This is a genomic window from Vibrio sp. Vb0598 (genome assembly GCF_033338935.1).
GTDB lineage: Bacteria > Pseudomonadota > Gammaproteobacteria > Enterobacterales > Vibrionaceae > Vibrio > Vibrio alginolyticus.
The window spans coordinates 21515-43759 of the sequence record NZ_JAWOTP010000015.1; the positions used below are offsets into that span (position 1 = coordinate 21515).

A 22245-nucleotide genomic window follows, 5' to 3' on the forward strand; every position below is an offset into this window, starting at 1 on the left:
AACGGCGGCGAAGGAGCGTGGTTCAGGATCTAATTCTCAAATATACAGATGCTGATAGTGTTAACTTCAGCGACATACTTGTTGGAAATAGAATCCTGATGTCGCTAAAGCTCCTCGGAATGATAGGTTATCAGTCAAATCATGACACTAACTAAAGCATGACTATTTTTTCCTGTACAAAAACACAGCTCCATGGTTAACATACTGCTATGTTAACCATTTTCTTGAGCCCTCTATGTCCGCCCAAATGTTATCTGCCGTCCCATTAACCTCCCTTTCTGGAGTTGGCGCGAAAGTCGCAGAAAAACTCGCCAAAGTTGGCTTACATAGCGTTCAAGATTTGCTGTTTCACCTTCCGTTACGCTACGAAGATCGTACTCGTATTTACCCTATTGCCAAACTGCATGCTGGCCTTTGGGCGGCAGTGCAAGGTAAGGTCATGGCAGTCGACACCATCTTCGGTAAGCGCAAAATGCTAACGGTAAAAATCAGCGACGGTAATGGCACTATCACGCTGCGCTTTTTCAACTTTACCGCAGCCATGAAGAACAATTTCACGCAAGGTAAGTTAGTACATGCTTACGGTGAAATTAAGCGCGGTGGCATGGGTTTGGAAATTGTTCATCCTGACTACAAGTTTTACGTCAGCGAGCAAAAGCCCGATGTAGAACAGAGCTTAACCCCTGTTTATCCCACCACCGATGGTTTACGCCAAATCACATTACGCAACCTTACCGAACAAGCTTTAGCCCTGCTTGATAAAACCGCAGTGCAGGAATTACTTCCAGCGGGGTTGTATGACCATCAAATCACGATGTCGCAAGCGCTGCACACCATTCATCGCCCACCACCAACCATTAATTTAGATGAGTTTGACGAAGGCAAACATCCTGCCCAAATCCGCTTGATCATGGAAGAATTGCTCGCACAAAACTTATCGATGCTGGCGGTGCGTAGCAAAGGTCAGAAGGATTCAGCGCTACCTCTCGGTCCTTGTCATAAACTAAAAACGCAGCTTTTAGCCCAACTGCCTTTCTCTCCTACAAACGCTCAAACCCGAGTAGTACAAGAGATTGAAGCCGATCTAGAAAAACCGCACCCAATGATGCGATTAGTGCAAGGCGATGTTGGTTCGGGGAAAACATTGGTTGCCGCTTTGGCCGCTGTTAGAGCCATTGAGCATGGCCATCAGGTGGCACTCATGGCGCCAACCGAACTATTGGCCGAGCAACACGCTATCAACTTCGCAAACTGGTTTGAAACAATGGGCATTCAAGTCGGTTGGTTAGCGGGCAAACTCAAAGGTAAGGCAAAGGAAGCCGAGTTGGCTCGTATTGCCAGTGGTGAAGCACAAATGGTAGTGGGTACTCACGCGCTATTCCAAGAGCACGTTGAATTTCATCACCTTGCTTTGGTCATCATTGATGAACAGCACCGCTTCGGTGTCCATCAGCGATTAGAATTGCGTGAAAAAGGCGCAAAACAAGGCGCCTATCCACATCAGTTGATCATGACGGCGACGCCTATTCCTCGCACCTTAGCCATGACCGCTTACGCCGATCTGGAAACTTCCGTGATTGACGAGCTACCACCAGGTCGAACACCAATCCAGACTGTCGCGATTCCAGACACCAAACGCAATGATATCGTCGAACGTGTCCGAAATGCCTGCTTAAACGAAGGCAAGCAGGCATATTGGGTTTGTACCCTGATTGATGAGTCGGAAGTATTAGAAGCGCAAGCCGCGGCAGATACCGCAGAAGAGCTTCAACGTAAACTGCCGGACGTAAAAGTTGGTCTAGTGCACGGACGAATGAAGCCGGCAGAGAAACAAGCGGTGATGCAAGATTTCAAAGACAATAAACTGCATTTGCTGGTCGCAACGACAGTGATTGAAGTTGGTGTGGATGTGCCAAACTCTAGCTTGATGATCATAGAAAACCCTGAACGTCTTGGTTTGGCACAATTACACCAGTTAAGAGGTCGCGTGGGCCGAGGTTCCGTTGCTAGCCATTGTGTGCTGCTGTACCACTCTCCGCTGTCAAAAACCGCGCAAAAACGTCTCGGAGTACTACGTGAAAGTAACGATGGCTTCGTCATTGCGCAGAAAGACCTAGAAATTCGCGGCCCTGGAGAACTATTGGGTACAAAGCAGACAGGTCTTGCTGATTTCAAAATCGCAGACTTAGTTCGAGATCAACGCCTGATTCCCGAAGTTCAGCGTATTGCGCGTCATATTCATGACAATTACCCGACTAACGCAACAGCGATTATCGATCGCTGGTTGGGTGAGCGGGATATTTACTCCAAAGCGTAACGATTGAAAGCGAGCCAAATGGCTCGTTTTTTAATACGCCAAAAGCAAACGTTTGCTTTTTGAGTAAATCTCTCTATAATCGCGCACAAATTTTTAAGTGTGTTAGATCACACTCCACCAACCTGAGTTGACTCTGATTAACAGCAATCACAGGTAACGACGTCAACTCCACCCTGCTCTCCCATTCAGCGAGAACTAGGGAAATATTGCGACTAGCGAGACAAACAATGACAACTTCAAACCGATCTTCGGAACTGGTCTATCAACTCAACGATCGACCACCTTTGCCTCAAACCATTTTTGCCGCACTTCAGCACTTATTCGCGATGTTCGTCGCGGTTATCACTCCGTCACTGATCATCTGTCAGTCTTTGGGTGTACCAGCAGACCAAACGAATACCATCATCAGCATGTCTTTGTTTGCGTCAGGCGTGTCTTCGTTTATTCAAATTCGCACCGTTGGCCCAATTGGCTCTGGTTTGCTCTCTGTTCAAGGCACCAGCTTTAACTTTTTAGGTCCTATTATTGGTGCAGGCCTATCGCTGAAAGCCGGTGGAGCAGACATCAGTACCATGATGGCTGCCATTTTTGGTACGATTTTAGTCGCATCATTTGCAGAAATTTTTCTATCTCGCGTGTTGGAGCATGCCCGCCGAATCATCACTCCGCTTGTTTCAGGCATCGTCGTCACTCTTATCGGTCTCACACTGATTCAAGTCGGCTTAGTATCAATGGGCGGTGGCTACGCAGCATTAAATGAAGGAACCTTCGGCAGCTTAGACAAACTTGCTCTGGCTGGGACGGTACTTGGATTAATTGTGATTTTAAACCGCTCGAAAAACCCATACATCCGTGTGGCTTCAATCGTGATTGCGATGCTAGTGGGCTACATCATGGCGTATTTTATGGGGATGGTAGATACTTCTCAGCTAGGCGCAACCGAGATCGTAGCACTGCCCGTACCAATGCAATATGGCTTATCGTTTGACTGGTCTCTGTTCATTCCGCTGGTACTGATTTTCTTTATTACCGCACTAGAAGCCATCGGTGATATTACCGCAACATCTGAAGTGTCTGGTGAGCCAGTAAAAGGCCCAGTGTACATGAAACGCATTAAGGGCGGTGTGTTAGCAGACGGCTTAAACTCTGCAATCGCAGCCGTTTTCAACAGCTTCCCGAACTCAACGTTTAGCCAGAATAACGGCATCATCATGCTAACAGGAGTCGCGAGCCGCTACGTGGGTTACTTTATTTCTGGCATGTTAGTGATTCTTGGCTTGTTTCCTGGCGTCGCTAGCTTTGTTCAGCTGATTCCTGAGCCAGTACTTGGCGGCGCAACGATTGTCATGTTTGGTACGATTGCTGCCGCTGGTGTGCGTATTATCTCTCGTGTTGAGCTCGATCGCCGCGCAATTCTGATCATGGCCTTATCCTTCTCAATGGGACTTGGTATCGCACAAAAACCAGAGATCCTGCAATTTATGCCAGAATTTATTAAGAGTATTTTCTCAACTGGTGTTGCAGCTGGTGGCATCACAGCGATCATTTTAAATCTACTTCTGCCAGAGAAACTGGAAGACGAAGATGAACTTCCTCAGGAAGTGAAAGAGTCTTAAGATTATTGAGAATAAGAAAAGCCCAACCTATTTAGGTTGGGCTTTTTGTTTTAAAGGGTGCGGGCCATCGACTTACTTGGTAGGAAAGCTGATTTGAGCGATTAAACCGCCTTCACTGCGATTACGCATCACCACAGAACCTGAATGCTGGCTGATTATACGCTTCACAATCGCCAACCCGAGCCCAGTGCCTTCACTACCGCGAGCTGTGTCACCACGCGTAAAGGGTTCAAATAACCTTGCGATTTGAGAATGCTCGATACCCGGTCCATTGTCCTCTACTGAAATCCACACTAGCTGCTTATCTGCTGTCACACCAGTGCTGATTTTGACCCAGCCATTGCCATAACGTAGCGCATTCACAACTAAATTACTGATCGCCCGCTTAATCGCAATCGCGCTTCCTTTGGCTGGCGGCAAGTTAAGATTAAGATCTGTTTCAATTTCAACCTCATAACCACCTTCAGAACTGGCGACGTCACTGGCAATCGTACTGATATCAACCGCTTCAAACGATTCTTGGTTCACCGGTTTGAGGTAATCCATAAACTGACTGATGATCTCATTACATTCTTCCGTATCGCTAATGATCCCCTCCGCAAGATAGCTGTCCTCAGGAGACATCATTTCTGTCGCTAGGCGAATACGCGTCAGAGGCGTTCGTAAGTCATGGCTAATCCCCGCCATTAATAAGGCTCGGTCTTCTTCTAGCTCTTGAATACCTTTCGACATTTGATTAAAGGCTCGAGTTACAGAGCGAATCTCCGATGCGCCTTTCTCTGCTAAGGGGGGCGGGATCTCACCTCGACCGACGTCTTTCGCGGCTCTCTCTAAAGCCAAAAGTGGACGGTTTTGCAAACGAATAAACAACCAACCACCAGCAATGATCAGCAGCGCCATAATCAAGCTGTTACGAAACAGCGGTGCAAAATCTTCTTCTTGCAGCTCAGATAACGGAATACGAATGATGGAGTTCGGCAATTTTTCGATGTGCATCCACAAAATGTAACTTTCATCGCCAAGCAATAAGCGTACTTCTGTAGGCGAACCCAGCTCTTGGCTCATTTCTTCAGACATCAAATCAATCGACATTGCGTGATGAAATTCAATCGCCTTATCGCTGTCGAGACTATGAACCGTCACCCCTAATCTTTCTAACAATTGACGCCTTAACGGTGCATCAGACTTTAAAGGTCCTTCATCATCAAGCACCAAATTGAGCTCATGGGCGAGAATTTTATTGAACTGCTGCAAACTCGGCATCAACGCGTAGTTAAAAACGGCGTAGTAAGAGAAAACTTGGCTCGCGAGAAGCAAAGAGATGAACAGCAGAATAGATTGTGTCAATGAACTTCGGATGCGCATGGAACGTTCCTAGTGGTCCTAACCGCGAAATTTCAGCCTTCAAAAGGAAGGAAATGAAGGCTGAAGTTGCTATAGCCAAGTGTTGGCTATGGAGTGAAGAGATTACACCTCTTTGCCGTCTGGGACGAAAACATAACCTAGGCCCCACACGGTTTGAATGTAGCGCGGCTTGCTCGGATCGTCTTCTAACATGCGACGTAAACGTGAGATTTGTACGTCAATAGAACGTTCCATTGCAGAATATTCACGGCCACGCGCCATGTTCATCAATTTGTCTCGTGACATTGGCTCACGTGCATTCATCACGAGCGCCTTTAGAACAGCAAACTCTCCAGAGGTGAGTGGCATTGCCTCATCACCGCGGAACATCTCGCGAGTGCCTAGATTGAGCCGGAATTCCCCGAACTCCACCACTTTTTCTTCCGTGCTTGGTGCACCCGGCAACTCTACGGTTTGGCGTCGTAATACGGCCTTGATGCGAGCCAATAATTCGCGTGGGTTAAACGGTTTTGGCAAATAATCATCCGCCCCTACCTCAAGACCTACGATGCGGTCCACTTCATCACCTTTCGCGGTGAGCATTAAGATTGGCAACATATTGTTCGCGTGGCGTAGACGACGACAAATTGACAAACCGTCTTCACCTGGCAACATTAGGTCCAGCACCATTAAGTGAAAGTTTTCGCGCGTTAGTAGGCGATCCATCTGTTCGCCATTGGCGACACTTCGTACCTGAAAACCTTGCTCAGAAAGGTAACGCTCCAATAGAGCACGTAAACGAGCATCGTCATCAACCACTAAAATTTTATGATTTTCTTGCATTGAAACATCCTTTCAGAAGCGTCTATTGTCGAAAATGTATCACTGTTTTTCCTAACGTGCTCAAGCAAATTGTTACTCTTTTTATCTTAAGCGCTTTATTCTCTCTCTAGCAGGTATTTTCAGCACCTACTATTGACCATAATTCCATTCCAGTTCACGTTTGGCCTCAAGCAGCTCTTGCTGTGCCTCAGCCAGCTTGTGACGTTTTTTCTCAATTTTGTCTGCTTTCCCTGAATGCTGAGCTTCGACTAATTCTTCCTCTCGCTCCTCAACTTCTTTAGTCTTTTCTTCCACTTCTGCTTGCAGCTCTTGGCGCAGCTCACCTTCCGAGCATTCATTCTGGATAGCGGAAAGTGCTTGCTCCAAGCCTTTAATGCGATGCTCATTACCTTGCGCTTTTGCATACTCAAGCTGCTGCTCTACCGCTAACTCTTTAGCGTCACAGCCTTTCACTTCATCTTGAGCAAAAACTGAAAGTGAGAAACCTATTGTTAGTGCAGCACTACACATGACTGCTTTGTTCATTTTACTTCTCCGAGAAAGGCACCATGCCTTTATACCAAATATTCTGACGTTGAGACCCAAGTCACTTCTAGTGAACTTCATGAGACTTGAATCGGTGATAAAGCCTCAGTCTTCCGAGGCCGGTTGAGTGTATTCAATTGAGTTGATGAACCACTCTTTTTCACCTTCTGGGGTGCGTACCGTGAACTCTTCATCCACTTGTTTTTTCAACATCGCTCGCGCCATAGGTGAATCGATAGAGATGTAGTCTTTCGCATCGCCATAAATCTCTTCAGGCCCGACAATACGAAACTTTTTCACTTCTCCTGCCTCATTTTCTATTTCCACCCATGCACCAAAAAAGACTTTGCCTTCTTGTTGCGGAGAATAGTCAACGATCGTGACTTCTGGCAGGAATTTACGAAGGAAGCGGACACGACGGTCGATCTGACGGAGTAAACGTTTATTGAAGGTGTAATCCGCATTTTCTGAGCGATCGCCCAGGCTCGCAGCCCAAGTGACGATCTTGGTGATTTCCGGACGCTTTTCATTCCAAAGGTAATCATGCTCTTGTTTGAGTTTGTTGTAACCTTCTCGTGTAATCAGCTTAGTTTTCAAATTAACTCCTATCTCAACTAAAAAATGCTGCTCTTTGGCAGCATTAAGGAGATGATATACCCAAAGATCCAATGTTGTTCAGGCTTTGGGTATCAAGGTGATAAGGCGGCCAGAGTGTTACTTTTCGTAATCCGGTTTTTGCGTCACGATGTAATTCGTATCACTCGAAACAACCGCGCCATGTTTTAGGAAGTTTTTACCTAAAATCATGCTGTAATGGAAGCGACCTCGGTCCTGTAAGTTGACTCGGATCTTCTTCTCTAATTCGCCAAGCTTAACATGCATTTCAACCACAGGGCGTACGTTCGCTTTCTCACCTTTCTTCGCTTTAATACGCATGACATCAACAACAGGCTTAGTAAACGCCTGTTTCATGCCAAGATCGTTCTCATAGGTAAAGCTCACCATGTCTTTGCCGTCTTTCTTAAACTGCTTGATGTTCTTAGCATTGATTGAGCTTACATCTGCACCCGTGTCTAACTTCACAGGGAAAGACATCCCCTCAACTTCCGCCACTTCGATGTGGCCAGCTTTGAAAAGTGGCCTTGCATCTAGTAGATGGTCTGCGCGAGTGTTCAGCAACACACCACCCTTGGCTATGTCATGACCAAAGACGAAAAAGGGTTGAGTGTCACCCTCATCAAGCACATCGAGCGCAAACTTCATTGATGTGTCTTTCCTACCGAGAAGAAAGTCTCCTTCAACAACAGGGCGCACCGCGCTGCCAACCTTGAGCTTTTTCAACACTGGTTTGGTGATTTTTTCTTCTTTCCCCTCATCGTTCATTAAATAAAACGTGACGGACTCATCCTTACCTTTTTCTGTTACTTCAAACCCATTTACACGCAGTAATGGCGTTTTCACAGTAAAAGTGGGGTAAGCAGGGACGGTATAACCATCAATGGTGACCTGTTCTTCTGGTGAAACGACAAGAGGTTTTGATTTGAGTGCGCTTTTGAACGTTTTTTCTACGCCACCCAATAGATTTTCTCTGTCCGTATCAATAACAAAGTGCTGACTCGCAACGTCCCGACCTAAGCGAATTTGCGAACTGAACTTACTGCGATCACGCAGATACACCAACCAACGTTGAGTTTCATTTTCGCCGACTTTGACGGGTAAATAGACTAAAGGACGCTCGCTTTTGGTCGTTTTCAGCATTCGTACCAAGGGTAATGTCATTGGGTGACGCTTGCCATTCTCGCCCTCTAACATAAAAGAGACTTCGTTATGCTTTTTGTCTACCTTGATGTCCAGTGCATGGACGTTGGTATAACGGCTAGAAGTTGAGATGCTGATCTTATATGGCACACCTTCGACTTCAACCGTCTCTTTTTTGCCAATCATTTTTGCGCTTGGCTGTTCTTGAAGGTAATCGTAACCAGCGAAGACCCATGCGTTATCATCGAGATAGGTTTTACCAATCAAGATAGGAGAAGAGAATTGCGTACGCTTGGTCAGGTTCACTTCTGTATCAACGGTGTGACCAGCGATTGTCATCGGCATTTTTATTGTCGGGCGTAGGATGGGCTTTTTGCTTGTTCGGCTGCGAATCGCGCTCACTCTTTCCAGATCATCGGTAATCTGTATTTCCTTCCCTGTATAAGGGTGAGGAACCGTAAAGCTAACCTTTACTTGATATGGCTTAAAACTGTCGGCGTCCCACTTTGCCTTCGTACCACCTAAGTCATCGACAATCGCCCAAAGTAACTCGTTATCTTTCAAATCTTGGTAATCTGGGTGTGAGCTACTGACATGGATATTCTCCGCATGCATCGATGTCGTATCTGCACCAGTATCAATCTTGCCAATAAATGGCACCGCTTTTAGTTCCGGAATGTCACTGTAGTAGACGCTCTCCACACGCCCTAGTACCAATTTGTTATCGAGCTGATAAACGGGAGCTTGTGTGGTTCCTGAGATAGACTGCGCCCAACTAAGCGGGGCGGCAAGTAAGGCACTCGTAAGCGCTAACGCCAAAGACATTTTTTTCATCATGATTATCCGTATAAGCCGAGGTACATTTAGTAATATCAACAACCGTGGAATTAGGTTAGTCGATAACTGCGGATATAAGTTCTCAATTTAATTACAGTTTTGACATAAATCTGACTGATGTCCACCAGCGCCCGGTAAATTTTTGCCTCGTTAATTTAAAACATTGCAAATTCTTCGAATGACCCCAATGTTCTATACAACCAAAACCGAATTAAAAGAGAAAACACGGATGAGCCAAGCTATCTGTCGCATGATTGCTCAAGAACTGAATGTTCGCCCAGAGCAAGTCAACGCCGCTGTCACCCTAATTGATGATGGCAACACTGTCCCTTTTATTGCACGTTACCGCAAAGAGGTGACGGGGGGCCTTGATGATACCCAACTGCGTACTTTGGACAGCCGTCTGTCTTACCTTCGTGAAATGGATGATCGCCGTCAAACCATCCTCAAATCAATCCAAGAGCAAGGCAAACTGACGCCAGAGCTAGAACAAGAGATCGCGCAGGCAGACAGCAAAACTCGTCTTGAAGACTTATACCTACCTTACAAACCAAAGCGTCGTACGAAAGGTCAGATCGCGATTGAAGCTGGTCTTGAACCACTCGCAGATCAGCTTTGGAATCATCCACAAACCGAGCCAGAAAGCGAAGCAAGCAAATACCTTGATGCAGACAAAGGCATCGCAGACACCAAAGCTGCATTGGATGGCGCTCGCGCGATCATCATGGAGCGCATCGCAGAAGACGCAAACTTACTGGAAAAAATTCGCAACCACTTAAATCGCAATGCGGAACTGGTCTCACGAGTCGTTGAAGGCAAAGAGCAAGAAGGCGAGAAGTTTAAAGATTACTTCAACCACAACGAGCCCCTAAGCAAAGTGCCATCGCACCGCGCACTGGCGATGCTACGCGGCCGTAACGAAGGCTTCCTGACATTGGCAATGAATGCTGATCCAGAACAGGAAGAAGGCGCTCGTCAGTCTTACTGCGAAACGATTATCGCCGACCATTATGGCGTGACGCTAAGCAGCGCACCGGCGGATACCTGGCGTAAGCAAGTGATCAGCTGGGCATGGCGCATCAAAGTATCAATGCACATGGAAACCGAGCTAATGGGCGCAATGAAAGAGCGCGCTGAAATCGAAGCGATTGAAGTATTCGCCACTAACCTAAAAGACTTGTTGATGGCAGCACCGGCTGGCCCTCGTGCAACACTTGGTCTAGATCCGGGTCTGCGTACAGGTTCAAAAATCGCGGTTGTCGACTCAACAGGTAAAGTGCTTGCAACCGAAACCATCTACCCTCACCCACCACAAAAACAATACGACAAGTCAGCACAAATCGTTGAGCAGTTGGTGCGTAAGTACAACGTGGATTTGATTGCGATTGGTAACGGTACGGCTTCACGTGAAACCGACAGCTTTGTCGCAGACGTCATCAAACGTGGCAACCTGAAAGTTCAGAAGATCATCGTAAGTGAAGCGGGTGCATCGGTTTACTCAGCGTCTGAGCTTGCAGCAAAAGAGTTCCCGAATATGGACGTATCACTGCGTGGTGCAGTGTCGATTGCACGTCGTTTGCAAGATCCATTGGCTGAACTCGTGAAAATTGATCCTAAATCTATTGGTGTGGGTCAATACCAGCACGATGTAAGCCAATCTATGTTGGCAAAACGCCTAGATGCGATTGTGGAAGACTGTGTAAACGCGGTTGGTGTTGATGTGAACACTGCTTCTGCGGCGCTACTGACGCGCGTAGCAGGCTTATCAAGCACCATCGCGCAGAACATTGTCGACTTCCGCGATGAGAACGGCCGCTTCGAAGCACGTACAACCTTGAAGAAAGTACCTCGTTTAGGTCCTAAGGCGTTCGAGCAGTGTGCGGGCTTCCTGCGTATTATGGATGGTAAGAACCCACTTGATGCGTCTGCGGTTCACCCAGAAGCGTACCCAGTGGTCAAAGCGATTTCTGAGAAGAACAACAAAGATATCAAAGCACTGATTGGTGATTCAAGCTTCCTTAAAGGTCTGCATGCGGTCGATTACACCGACGATAACTTCGGCGTTCCAACCATTACAGACATCATCAAAGAGTTAGACAAGCCGGGTCGTGACCCACGTCCAGAATTCAAAACGGCGACCTTTGCAGAAGGTGTAAACTCGGTATCTGACTTGGAACCGGGCATGATTCTAGAAGGCGTGGTGTCTAACGTAGCCAACTTCGGTGCCTTCGTTGATATCGGCGTTCACCAAGATGGTCTTGTGCATATTTCTGCACTGACAGATCGTTATGTGTCTGACCCACGTGAAGTGGTGAAAGCGGGCGACATAGTCAAAGTGAAAGTGATGGAAGTTGACGTGCAGCGTAAGCGTATTGGTCTATCGATGCGTATGAACGACGAACCGGGTCAAGACAACCGCAGCCAACGCTCATCAGCAGCGCCACGTCGTAATGACCAACCGCAGCGTCGTCAGCCTCGCCGTGATGATTCGTCATCGAACAGCGCGATGGGCGGTGCGTTTGCTGCAGCGTTTGCTAAAGCGAAAAAGTAACCTTACCTAGGCTTCACCGCTAACGAGCTTTCATAACTAAAAAGAAAACGCTCCAATCAGTCAACCTGCTTGGAGCGTTTTTGTTTGAGTAGGATATTGAGTCGTCATAATACTGCTATCACTTCTGACGGGGTATGGGGAGCGACTGCATGACCATAATGAAACTTGATCACCTTCCTGCGCTTTTCCATTAATCCTTCATTGATCGCAGCATCCAAAATGCGCTTTGGTAAGCGAAAGCGGATCGCGTAGCCTTTCCCCTGGTCTTCACTATACGATTTGAGCGCAAGCAAACTAAAAAGCCGTTCTAGTGTATCTTCCGGCTCTTCTTGATAACGCGTGTCGACTTCCGTTTCCATATCATAATCAGGATGCTCTGAAGGATCCCAAGAAGACTGACGTCGGCGCTTGTCGTCACCTTTTACTTTTCGCTCTGCATTGGTTTTGGCCAATGCGACCGTTGGCGTTACAGGCTCTCGGACTTTATTGTCGCGAGCTGCTTGTTCCGTCTGCACATTCACGGATGGGGCGATCAGTGGCACACTTACGTTGGTCGGTGACACAATCATTGCGAACCCTCCTCAGAGTCGCCCAACTCGTCAATATGGCTTAGCTTTATTGGCTAATAAAACCTCACCAGCCTTTATATCGACCACTTTTTAAACAACTTGAGGTATTTCCGCTCGTACTTGCTCAATCGTGAGCAAACTCTCGGATTTGAACACAAAATTCGTCATGTTCGGTGATAAAAGGCGCATGAGAGGACTGATTAAAAACAAACTGCTGGGTATGAGGCAACTGTTCACTTAAATCGTTAGCTACTTTAATTGGCACCAACCCATCTAAACGGCCATAAAGACGCAACATTGGAACAGAAAGAGACGTCAACGCATCGCGCAGATCCACATCAGCAAGGATGTTTAGCCCAACCAACAGCGATTCAGGGTTTGGCTGAGGGCGCGATAGTACCGCTTGCTTGAGCTGTTTAACGTCTTTACGCGCTGATGGGCTGCCCATCGCTTGCAACGCCATAAAGCGCTCAATGGTCAGTGAGAAATCTTCTAGCAACTGAGAGGTGAACGCACTCAGTACATTCGGTTGAATGCCACGCCACGGTTTTTCTGCGGCAAATTTAGGTGAGCTGGCAACCGTAATCAACTTAGCCACACGCTCGGGCATATTTAACGCCACATGCGTCGCCACTAAACCTCCGAGGGACCAACCAAGCCAAATCGCTTTCTCTGGCGCACCTTGCACCACCAAGTTAGCAATATGGTCTAAATCTTCGGCATGAGATTCGGCGCTATGTCCGTACCCCGGAAGGTCAACCACATGAACTCGGAAATAAGGTTGAAGAGACTCGACTGTCTGCTGCCATACCGCACCATTCATGCCCCAACCATGCAGTAACACCAAATCTGGTCCCTGACCAAATGACTGCCAGTGTAATTTCGTGCTCATGCTCTCAATCTCTCCCACTTATTTTATTCCCTACGGCTTCAGCCAAGCGTTAGGCTGAGTAAAATATCACCATGAATAAACGCTATGTTATCTCATCACTGGCAAAACATCATGCATCGCGTATTGAGCAGTCAATGCGGCCTGTGTCGGTTCCCTATTCAAACACCAAGCCACACAAATACTCTGCGCTGGTGCGAGCACTGTTTAAAATACCTAACTCCGGTAAAACGATGTCAACGCTGCGGTTTATCATTACAGAAAGAAGAAATGAGTACGGATAGTATTTGTGGTGAATGTCTTTCAAAGCCACCGCCATGGCAAAGGCTATACACGTTAGGCGATTACGACTTTCCCCTTTCACGGGAAGTACAACGCTTTAAAGATCACGGAGAGTCTTGGCATGTAAAAGCATTAACCGAGCAACTGGCACAGCGCATCACCACGCCAGCTCCAATCATTACCAGTGTGCCATTGCACTGGCAGCGTTACCTGCGCCGGGGTTTTAATCAAAGTGATGTTTTAGCCCGACACCTCGCCAAGCAATTGCAGACTAATTTTGATGCGAAGGTCTTTCGTCGAGTAAAGCTCGCCCAATCACAGCGTGGTAATACCAAAACAAGCCGTGAACAAAACTTAAAAGGCGCGTTTATTCTCAATAAGCAACCTCACTCTTCCCATGTTGCCATCGTCGATGATGTAGTCACCACAGGCAGTACCGTCCGACAATTATGTCATTTACTACTTGAAGTTGGCGTAGAAAGCATCGATATTTACTGCATCTGCAGAACACCTGCTCCTCGTTCTCTCTAGATCGCTTCGCCATGCCTTAGCATCAAAAAGACTAGACCCATACGTCAACAAGAGTAGAATAGCAGCAGTAACCTACAAATTTACTCGGGTATTCGTCGTGTCAAATATTACTATTACAGAAACTGCGCAAACGCATTTCGCTAACCTTTTAGGCCAACAACCTGAAGGCACTAACATTCGTATTTTCGTTGTGAACCCAGGTACACAAAACGCTGAGTGTGGCGTGTCTTACTGCCCACCAGAAGCAGTAGAATCGACCGACACTGAACTCTCTTACAGCGGTTTTTCAGCTTACGTGGATGAGCTGAGCCTGCCATTCCTTGAAGACGCTGAAATCGATTTTGTTACCGATAAAATGGGCTCTCAGCTAACGCTAAAAGCACCTAACGCTAAAATGCGTAAAGTTGCGGACGACGCACCACTGGTTGAGCGCGTTGAGTACGTTATCCAAACTCAAGTCAACCCACAGCTTGCTGGCCACGGTGGTCACGTAAACTTGGTTGAGATCACTGAAGACGGTGTTGCGATTGTTGCATTTGGTGGTGGTTGTAATGGCTGTTCTATGGTTGACGTAACACTAAAAGAAGGCATCGAGAAAGAACTGCTAAATCAGTTCATTGGTGAACTAACCGCTGTTCGTGATGCAACAGAACATGACCGTGGTGATCACTCTTACTACTAAGAGTAAACACTGTCAGAAAATGGGAGGCTTCGGTCTCCCATTTTTGTATCGATACTGAGGTGGTGCTGAGATGCTTAGCTCGACTCGTAAAATCCGCTAGAAACTCAGGCGGAGTTCTCATATATTAAGAATCTTACGCATCTCGTAAACGCCAACGACACCAAGGAGCCAGCGTCATGCCGAAACGAACCCCACCAGAGATACTCTCATGCCAGACGGTTGCAAAATCCAAACTGTTTGCTGTGGAAGCGCTCGACCTTCGTTTTTCCAATGGTGAGCATCGTACTTATGAGCGTATGAAGCCAAGTGGACGAGATGCTGTAATGGTAGTCCCTGTAACAGAACAAGGCGATTTATTACTGGTGCGTGAATACGCCGCTGGAACTGAACGTTACGAGCTAGGTTTCCCAAAAGGGCTGATTGACCCAGGAGAAACACCACACCAAGCTGCGGATCGTGAGTTAAAAGAAGAAATCGGCTTTGGCTGTAATCAGTTAACCCCGTTGAAACAAGTTATCCTCGCGCCATCTTACTTTTCGAGCAAAATGACTCTATTTTTAGGACAGGCGCTTTATCCAGAGAAGCAAGAAGGCGATGAGCCTGAACCACTGGAAATTGTGCGTTGGCCACTTGCGCAAGCCGAAGAGTTATTAACTCACATGGATTTCTGTGAAGCACGAAGCATCACAGCGCTAATGTTGGCACTGAAACACTTACCAAACACCACTCACAAGCATAACCAATAACGGTCATTAGAACCGAATAACACTGTGAGTAAGGACTATCACTTATGCCAATGACAAAAGATCTATCTCACCTACTTCCTCAAGTCATCGAGATTGCCCGCAGTGCTGGGCAAATGATCCTCGAAATATATGAAAAGAAGCAATACGAGGCCTACACCAAAAGTGACGAAACTCCCGTAACAAGTGCGGATATTGCAGCTCACAAGTTCATCACTGAACGCTTGAGTGATCTGACGCCTGACATTCCCGTGTTGTCAGAAGAAGACGCAGACATAAGCTTAGAGCAACGCGCTCAGTGGGAACGTTATTGGTTAGTCGACCCTCTTGATGGTACTCAAGAATTCATCGCTCGCAGTGGTGACTTTGCCACTATTATTGCGTTGGTCGACAACAATCGACCAACCATGGGCGTCGTTTACGGCCCTGTATCTGGCGTGACTTACTACGCTTATAATGGCAAAGGCGCCTGGAAAATTCCCGACATGTCGGACAGCGTCAAAATCCATACACACAAACACGAACAGCCAGAGCAAAGCATCGCAATTGCTATTAGTCGTCGCCAAGACATCAATCGTATTACTAACCGTATGAGCAGCGCCTGGAATTACGACTTAATACCGCTCGGTTCTGCGGCATTGAAAGCATGCCTCGTCGCGGAAGGGGCTGTGGATTGTTACTTACGTCTGGGGCCAACTGGCGAGTGGGACACCGCTGCGACACAATGCATTGTTGAAGAAGCTGGCGGACGTATTCTCAGCACGCAATTAGAACCGCTGTCATATAACGAGCGGGAAACACTAGAAAACCCGAATTTTATTGTTCTTGGTGATGCGGATTTACCTTGGAATGAGATTTTACAACGCAAAGATTAAGCGCCCTATCGGTAAAATTTAGAGCACAAAATTCTAGCAATAGAAAGGCCACGAATATCTTCGTGGCCTTTTCTTTTTGACCTTCTGTACAGCACTTGGAGTATTTAGCCTACTATGTTCCAATTACTTGCAAAGCTGAACAAAAGAAACAAATCAATTAAAAATCATGGCTTTAAACTTTCACTCATTCCCAATCAAGATCGAATGTACAGCGAATAGAGGTTTTAGCTTACGATGATCCAAAAGCAAAAAGAGCTGCACAATAGCAGCTCTTTTAAGATATTGGATTTTGTCACGATAGGTTAGAAGCGCCCTTGGTAATTAAACTCATATTGACCTTGAGCATTCGGCTTACCCAACCATTTCAGTTGCTCCCCCATGCTGGATGGGAACTCTGCACCAGGTTTGAACCACGCTTTGGTTGAGTACCGTTGATTAGGCATCAGCTCTGCTGAGAACGCCGCAGAGACTTGTTTGCTGCTCTGCTCACCAGTTGCCGTCAATACACTATCCTGACAGTTTATATCGGCAATCACAGGACCGAGATCTAAGCTGCCAACGGGGCTTTGAATACCACTGGCATTCCATACTAAAGTGCCTTCACCGTTCTTACACCAAGGCGCAGCATAAGTCGCCTGACGAATATTCAGCTCAAGCTGCCCATCAACACCAACAGGCACAGGGAGGCGCGCTTGCTCAACAACTTTTACCGCCGGAATCGAGGCAACTAAGTTTTTGGCATAAGGGCCATCACTTAAGCTATAGCCGACAAAACCGCGCCCACGAACGTCCATTTCACTACCACGACCAAAGCGCACAGCAAACTCAGCTTTACCTGTCAGTAGACTCGACCATTGGAAATCCCAATTAACTTCTCCAAGGTTCTGGCGCTGCCAACGAATACTAGAAGCTTGACCTTGCCATACCGAACCGTTGGCTCCTTGAATGTCCAGGCCTCTCACTGTTGGTGCTTGTTGTAACACCCAAGAGACTGGTAATCCCATTAAAAGACTGACTGAAAAAAAGACGATAAAGATAACAACGTAAAGTACTGCTCGCTTCACCTTAACCTCGCTTAAACTGAAGGCGGTTTACATCGATCATGCCCGCTTGCTCTGTTCGGTCGATATCTAAAAATTCGACTTCAATACCCTGTTGCTCTTTCAAGTAACGTAACCAATCCACTAGTTGATTAAACGCGAGTGGTTTGATCCACACTTGAACGCTCTCATTACGAGGTTGTACGCGAATCAACTCAACTTTATAACGACGAGCTGAAGAAGAAACCAACTGATTCAACGGTTGACTAGAGTAGCTCACACCGCTGCTTTTTCGCAGTGCAGTGATGCCATCCGCTTTATCTTGTACCCAAGCTAGCAACTGCTTTTCACTTTGAATACGTGACTGAGCTAGCTCCGCACGTTGACTCATTGGCTGTAATAAACCCCAATAAATAATACCGATAACGGCAATAGCGCCACATCCCATGACCAAACGCTGCTCACGCTGCGAGATGCTGCTCCACCAAACCTGAGCGTGAGAAATTAAATTTTTCATCATCACCTCACAAACGCTTCAAAACAAAGCTGCCAACCACAACGTTATCGCTACGGTTCAACTGACCTTGCTCAACATTAAACTTCTCTGCCAATTTCACACGAGCCTGCTCAAAAGGTTGGAAGTCTGAACTACGAGCCTGAATACGTACTTCGCCACGTTGTCCGTCGTATTTAAAGCTAGTGATCTCCAAGTCACTGACCTGACCAAGCGTCGCGGGTAATGCCGCCAACCATGACAACATTGCCTGCTGACCACTTCCACCAGATAAGCGGCGCTCTTCATCATCCATTTGTCGTTTGAGGTAACTAACGGTAGGAATGCGTCGTTTATTTGGGAACACCTGGCGGAAAATACGCTCACTCTCCTCACGATACGCTTGAGCTTGTGCTTCGTACTTGTGGACCACGAGCAACTGCTGCGCAACCATGACGACGATAAGCACCCCCGCAGCAATGGTGGCTTTTTGCCAGAGCTTCCAGTATTTACCCCAAGAAGATTTCGGCTTGAAGATCCCAGTCAGCAAATTGACTTTGCTTTCTGTCACCCCCTTCGCCAGTAAAGCCATCGTCATTTCTTCTGGTTGCGGCTCCCATATTTCAGGTAACGCAGATTCCGGGACCGAGCTATAGCAATCGAGCTTCCAACCTTCATGATTTTGTAGATAAGAAGAGAGGTAAAGGTCTAACCAAGAAGCGTCGACAACCGCGCCCTCTGTCGCAGAGTGACGAATTAGCCATTGCTCGCCAATCATTGCAGCACTGCTGTGCTCTCCACGAACCGGTAATGCAAGCACATCGGGTAAAATGCGTTTAATGGCGATACCTTGGCTTGAAAAACGTTGCAGTACAGTCTGAATCCAAGCACGTTCAACTGCGCAAATCTGCGCTTTGTCCGCTTGTTTACCCAACACGCTAAAGTGCAGGCCATCAACGTCCTGAGCAACTTCGTCTTCCACTAAGTACGGTAACATCGCCTCGAATTGGCGTGTTGCACCAGGTGGTATATCCACTTGCGTCAGGACCACATCATTACTCGCCAACAGCGCCACAACTTGGCGCTGACCAGCATATGAGACCAACTCATCTAAGTGTTCCCACCCGGCGATTTCACCGCTAGCAATCACTTCCTGTTGATCTGTCGACCACACCACCCAAGGAATGGTACTTTGTTGTTCGCTACTCAGCCGAACGGTCAGAAACTCGCTCACTGATCCCTCCAAAACGACGGCGAACTACGGTCACCGTTTCTCTATTTGTACTTTGCAAAAGGCTTCGGATACGTACACGTGATTCATCCACCAACACTTGTGCATCCAATTCAAAAAAGGCGCTATCCACACCCAAATAGCCTTTGGCGTTTTTCTTTACATCTTCACTTAAGCCAGCCATTTCTGACTCTGCTAAAAATTCATCAATGCTATCCCACCCATCAAATGGGCGTTTTTCAATTAGCTGAATCGCATCACTACTGCTTAAGTTTGGTGAGAACATTGCCACCAAAATCGGAGCTTGCTCAACATCAATCGTATTCACGTTTAAACGCCAGTCATCACTTGGTAATGCACAGACCAGCGGCTCCAATTTTTGGAAAATTTCACCACTCACCTGATAGACAGCCCGTAACTCGGAAGCATCTGCCATCCAACCATTTGATGCTAAATAGGAAGGCTTCATCGCTTCATATGTGCTGTCTTCAACCCCAGTAGTCGAACGGACAGAGTCGTCAGCATCAATGTATTCCCAAGTAGAGTCTGCAATGATTTCTGCTTGATATGGCTCGACATCCAACTCTTCTAATAAGCGCTGCAATACATTCACTAAATATGGTCTTGTAATTTGCTGACCCGTTGGTTGCACACGACTCAATACATTTAGATTAAAGCACGCTTGCTTGTCTCTAATTCGTCCCGCCGCTTGACCATAATCTAACGGATAGACTTGCTCTTTTATCGCCCACGGTTGACTCATATTAATCGTGTCGGTGTCTTTATAACTTTGCTCGATACCCACTTTTGCTAGCGCCTCGACGCCAAGGCTGTACCAATACGCTTGCTGGTAATTGATTTGATTAGCGCCTCGCTGAAACTGCAAGAACAAACGTTCCGACATACTGGCAGCAACCGTTGCCATAATCGCCAGCAACATCAACACTATAATCAAAGCAACACCGCGCTGACGGTTAACCATTATTGCTGTCTCCTGAACTTTCCTCTTTCTGACTCAATGTGCCATCAGGAGTGAGATAAGTGCGGGCAATTTCTCCATAGTCTTTGAGAGTGAGAACAACAGAAACCGCTTTCGGCAGCGCTTTTTCTTCAGCCCACTCTTTTTTCCATTGCTTACCATCATAGAAACGCATATCAAATGACTCGACCTGCGTTAGCAATGGAGTAACAGTACCTTGTTGCCCAACCGGCGTATCAGGATAGCGCCACCATACTCGCTGCAGTGTTTCTTCTTTTAAGCGATAGCCAACCTTGGTTACTTCTCCACGAGGGAACTGCTGCTGAGGGTTGTGCCAACCTAAACGGGCAAACATCAGTCCTTTGGTATCGGAGTCCAACAGGTAATCGGACCAAAAAATTAGCCGGCTAGCAGGCTCTTCACCATTAGTACGTGTTTGACGCATCGCCATTTGACGAAAATCGTTATCCATCATCACCATGGCACGCTGAATTTCGTTTAAGCGTTGGGTTCGTTCTTGTGATAGCGCATTGCTACGCTGTACTTGCGATACCACTTGGTACGCAGCGACACTTAAACTGGCAAAGATGGCAATCGATACCAACACTTCAATAAGTGTAAAACCTTTTACCCTTTGGCGCGTATTTGCGCGGGGATTATTATTGCGCCACATAGCTTCGTACCGTTACTACAGGGCTCGCGCTTTTCTCTACCGAGACGCTCACATCAAATGCTTTCAGCAATGGCTGCGTCGTGGCGACTGGCGTGACTTTCCAGAACCAAGTGCGTCCTGCCAGCTCTTCTGTGCCGTTTTTCGCTTTGAGTTCTCCGGTATTCAACATCACATTTGCCATCTGATTATCCACAACCATGGCTGCAAACATTTTTTCTTCTAGATAACTGATTGTATTAATATGCTGGCTCACAGAGCGAATGACACTGATGGCAGCGGTAGCGAAAATTGCCAGTGCGACCAATACTTCCAGTAAGGTCATGCCTCTCGTCCGGCGATGACTCAAATTTGGGCGAGCTTGCTTAAAATTGCGCATTCTCATCCTCTTTCACTTCTTCGCCCGGAGCTAATAACAAAATTTGTCCACTTTCTTTGCCAATGACTCGCCAACCGTCATTAAAGGCATCACCATTTTGCGGAAAAAAAGACAGGGTAAATGGCGTGACTTCGGCGCTGGAAAAGATAAACACTTGCGGTGGCTCAATTTTCTTTTCGTCCTCTTCTTCTGCGAACATGTCTTCATCAAAAAGAGAACCTGGTTTGAATAAGCGCTCATCATTATCCCAAGCACCACCTCCGAGCTCGAGTTGTAGCGTAATATCTTCTTCTAGCTTGGTTTTGCTCGGAATCTGCTTTAATTTCAGAGGCTGCCAACCTTCTGAGGTTAAACTCAGTAGAGCGTAGGTCGATTTGGCATCATCCACTCGAACGCCAAAATCTTTACCGCTCAGCACCGCTTCTTCATTGAGCAGCTGTAAACGCTGAAAAAAGCTTTGAGCATACTGTTTGGAAAGATCTTTTTGGCTAGTCGGTAACGTCGAGATCACGGCCACAGCCGTAAGAGATAGCAAAACCAGCACCAATAGAATTTCTATCAATGTAAAACCGTTATGTTTTCGCATTTGTTTCATTAGTGCTGGCTTAGGCTCAATTATTGGAAGTCTTGCATGTTCCAGTTGCCAATATCTGCAGCTGGACCTTCTCCACCCTCTTGGCCATCTGCGCCTAGAGTGAAGATATCGATTGTACCGTTATCACCTGGGCTTAAGTATTGGTACTGGTTGCCCCAAGGGTCATTAGGAAGACGTTTGATGTAACCACCATCACGGTAGTTGCGTGGCTCTGGGTTAGATGGCTTACTAACCAATGCTTCTAGACCTTGGTCCGTTGTTGGGTAAACGCTGTTATCCAACTTGTACATATCTAAGGCATTTTCCAACGCGACAATGTCCGTAATCGCTTTTTGTTGGTCAGCCTTCTCTTTGTTACCCAATAGGTTTGGAACAACAAAACTTGCCAAAATACCTAGGATAACCACAACAACCATCACTTCTAAAAGTGTAAAACCCTGTTGTTTACTACGCTTAAACTTCATTTTTTTCTCCGAAAGTTAGATTAAAGCCATGC

Annotated in this window: 22 protein-coding genes; 7 read left to right on the forward strand and 15 right to left on the reverse strand. The window is 46.8% G+C overall.

Annotated features, from left to right (window positions below; all coding sequences use genetic code 11):
* Positions 1-235 precede the first annotated feature (235 nt).
* Together recG and R7Q38_RS15410 are read left to right on the forward strand one after the other, a co-directional pair.
* Positions 236-2317 carry an ATP-dependent DNA helicase RecG gene (gene recG, locus R7Q38_RS15405; RefSeq protein ID WP_239938429.1) on the forward strand — a complete coding sequence of 694 codons (2082 nt, stop codon included), beginning with the start codon at positions 236-238 and terminating at the stop codon, positions 2315-2317.
* A gap of 227 nt (positions 2318-2544) precedes the next feature.
* Positions 2545-3933 (forward strand): uracil-xanthine permease family protein, encoded by a 1389-nt coding sequence (locus tag R7Q38_RS15410; protein ID WP_239938430.1) that lies wholly within the window; start codon positions 2545-2547, stop codon positions 3931-3933.
* Between the two features lie 72 nt (positions 3934-4005).
* Here R7Q38_RS15410 and envZ read toward each other — a convergent pair whose 3' ends face one another.
* From envZ to R7Q38_RS15435, 5 genes are all read right to left on the reverse strand, one after another.
* The gene (gene envZ, locus R7Q38_RS15415; RefSeq protein ID WP_017820700.1) at positions 4006-5298 is read right to left on the reverse strand and encodes a two-component system sensor histidine kinase EnvZ; all 1293 of its coding nucleotides are present in this window, start codon (positions 5296-5298) and stop codon (positions 4006-4008) included.
* Positions 5299-5400: 102 nt separating this feature from the next.
* On the reverse strand, positions 5401-6120 hold the full coding sequence (ompR, locus tag R7Q38_RS15420) for a two-component system response regulator OmpR (RefSeq protein WP_005379333.1): 720 nt from the start codon (positions 6118-6120) through the stop codon (positions 5401-5403).
* Between the two features lie 129 nt (positions 6121-6249).
* Complete coding sequence (locus R7Q38_RS15425) at positions 6250-6645, reverse strand: DUF1090 domain-containing protein (protein ID WP_017635004.1); 396 nt, start codon at positions 6643-6645, stop codon at positions 6250-6252.
* A 105-nt stretch (positions 6646-6750) separates the two neighbouring features.
* Positions 6751-7242 carry a transcription elongation factor GreB gene (greB, locus tag R7Q38_RS15430; RefSeq protein WP_005379321.1) on the reverse strand — a complete coding sequence of 164 codons (492 nt, stop codon included), beginning with the start codon at positions 7240-7242 and terminating at the stop codon, positions 6751-6753.
* Positions 7243-7359: 117 nt separating this feature from the next.
* A complete protein-coding gene (locus R7Q38_RS15435; protein WP_005384728.1) occupies positions 7360-9240 on the reverse strand; it encodes an ATP-dependent zinc protease in 1881 nt (626 codons plus the stop codon).
* A gap of 229 nt (positions 9241-9469) precedes the next feature.
* Here R7Q38_RS15435 and R7Q38_RS15440 point away from each other — a divergent pair, with 229 nt between their 5' ends.
* A complete protein-coding gene (locus R7Q38_RS15440; RefSeq protein WP_005379317.1) occupies positions 9470-11791 on the forward strand; it encodes a Tex family protein in 2322 nt (773 codons plus the stop codon).
* Positions 11792-11895: 104 nt separating this feature from the next.
* On the opposite strand, the gene R7Q38_RS15445 is transcribed toward R7Q38_RS15440, so the two are convergent.
* Positions 11896-12360: a hypothetical protein gene (locus R7Q38_RS15445; protein WP_005379316.1), complete on the reverse strand. Its 465-nt coding sequence runs from the start codon at positions 12358-12360 to the stop codon at positions 11896-11898.
* 124 nt (positions 12361-12484) lie between these two features.
* On the reverse strand, positions 12485-13252 hold the full coding sequence (bioH, locus tag R7Q38_RS15450) for a pimeloyl-ACP methyl ester esterase BioH (protein WP_005384724.1): 768 nt from the start codon (positions 13250-13252) through the stop codon (positions 12485-12487).
* Between the two features lie 84 nt (positions 13253-13336).
* On the opposite strand from bioH, the gene R7Q38_RS15455 reads away from it, so the two are divergent.
* The 4 genes from R7Q38_RS15455 to cysQ all read left to right on the forward strand — a co-directional run bounded on the left by R7Q38_RS15455 (position 13337) and on the right by cysQ (position 16362).
* On the forward strand, positions 13337-14062 hold the full coding sequence (locus R7Q38_RS15455; RefSeq protein ID WP_042522603.1) for an amidophosphoribosyltransferase: 726 nt from the start codon (positions 13337-13339) through the stop codon (positions 14060-14062).
* Positions 14063-14159: 97 nt separating this feature from the next.
* A complete protein-coding gene (gene nfuA, locus R7Q38_RS15460) occupies positions 14160-14744 on the forward strand; it encodes a Fe-S biogenesis protein NfuA (RefSeq protein WP_005379313.1) in 585 nt (194 codons plus the stop codon).
* 176 nt (positions 14745-14920) lie between these two features.
* Complete coding sequence (nudE, locus tag R7Q38_RS15465; protein ID WP_005379309.1) at positions 14921-15490, forward strand: ADP compounds hydrolase NudE; 570 nt, start codon at positions 14921-14923, stop codon at positions 15488-15490.
* 44 nt (positions 15491-15534) lie between these two features.
* A complete protein-coding gene (cysQ, locus tag R7Q38_RS15470; RefSeq protein WP_005379308.1) occupies positions 15535-16362 on the forward strand; it encodes a 3'(2'),5'-bisphosphate nucleotidase CysQ in 828 nt (275 codons plus the stop codon).
* A 302-nt stretch (positions 16363-16664) separates the two neighbouring features.
* On the opposite strand, the gene R7Q38_RS15475 is transcribed toward cysQ, so the two are convergent.
* Genes R7Q38_RS15475 through gspG form a run of 8 tightly spaced genes read right to left on the reverse strand, consistent with a single transcriptional unit; the run spans position 16665 to position 22213 of the window.
* Positions 16665-17426: a type II secretion system protein N gene (locus R7Q38_RS15475; protein WP_213907968.1), complete on the reverse strand. Its 762-nt coding sequence runs from the start codon at positions 17424-17426 to the stop codon at positions 16665-16667.
* Between the two features lies 1 nt (position 17427).
* Entirely contained in the window at positions 17428-17919 is a 492-nt protein-coding gene (locus tag R7Q38_RS15480) for a type II secretion system protein M (protein WP_239938433.1), read from the reverse strand.
* 7 nt (positions 17920-17926) lie between these two features.
* A complete protein-coding gene (gene gspL / locus R7Q38_RS15485) occupies positions 17927-19129 on the reverse strand; it encodes a type II secretion system protein GspL (protein WP_167415599.1) in 1203 nt (400 codons plus the stop codon).
* The gene (gene gspK / locus R7Q38_RS15490) at positions 19098-20108 is read right to left on the reverse strand and encodes a type II secretion system minor pseudopilin GspK (protein WP_005379302.1); all 1011 of its coding nucleotides are present in this window, start codon (positions 20106-20108) and stop codon (positions 19098-19100) included. The genes gspL and gspK overlap by 32 nt, the downstream gene beginning before the upstream one ends.
* Positions 20101-20778, reverse strand: coding sequence for a type II secretion system minor pseudopilin GspJ (gene gspJ, locus R7Q38_RS15495; protein WP_047103742.1), 678 nt, complete (start codon positions 20776-20778; stop codon positions 20101-20103). Before gspJ ends, gspK begins: the two co-directional genes overlap by 8 nt.
* Positions 20765-21154, reverse strand: coding sequence for a type II secretion system minor pseudopilin GspI (gene gspI / locus R7Q38_RS15500; RefSeq protein ID WP_017635009.1), 390 nt, complete (start codon positions 21152-21154; stop codon positions 20765-20767). The genes gspJ and gspI overlap by 14 nt, the downstream gene beginning before the upstream one ends.
* Positions 21141-21740, reverse strand: a complete 600-nt coding sequence (locus tag R7Q38_RS15505) for a prepilin-type N-terminal cleavage/methylation domain-containing protein (protein WP_017635010.1) — start codon at positions 21738-21740, stop codon at positions 21141-21143. The genes gspI and R7Q38_RS15505 overlap by 14 nt, the downstream gene beginning before the upstream one ends.
* 29 nt (positions 21741-21769) lie before the next feature.
* The gene (gene gspG, locus R7Q38_RS15510) at positions 21770-22213 is read right to left on the reverse strand and encodes a type II secretion system major pseudopilin GspG (RefSeq protein WP_005379298.1); all 444 of its coding nucleotides are present in this window, start codon (positions 22211-22213) and stop codon (positions 21770-21772) included.
* Between the last annotated feature and the right edge of the window lie 32 nt (positions 22214-22245).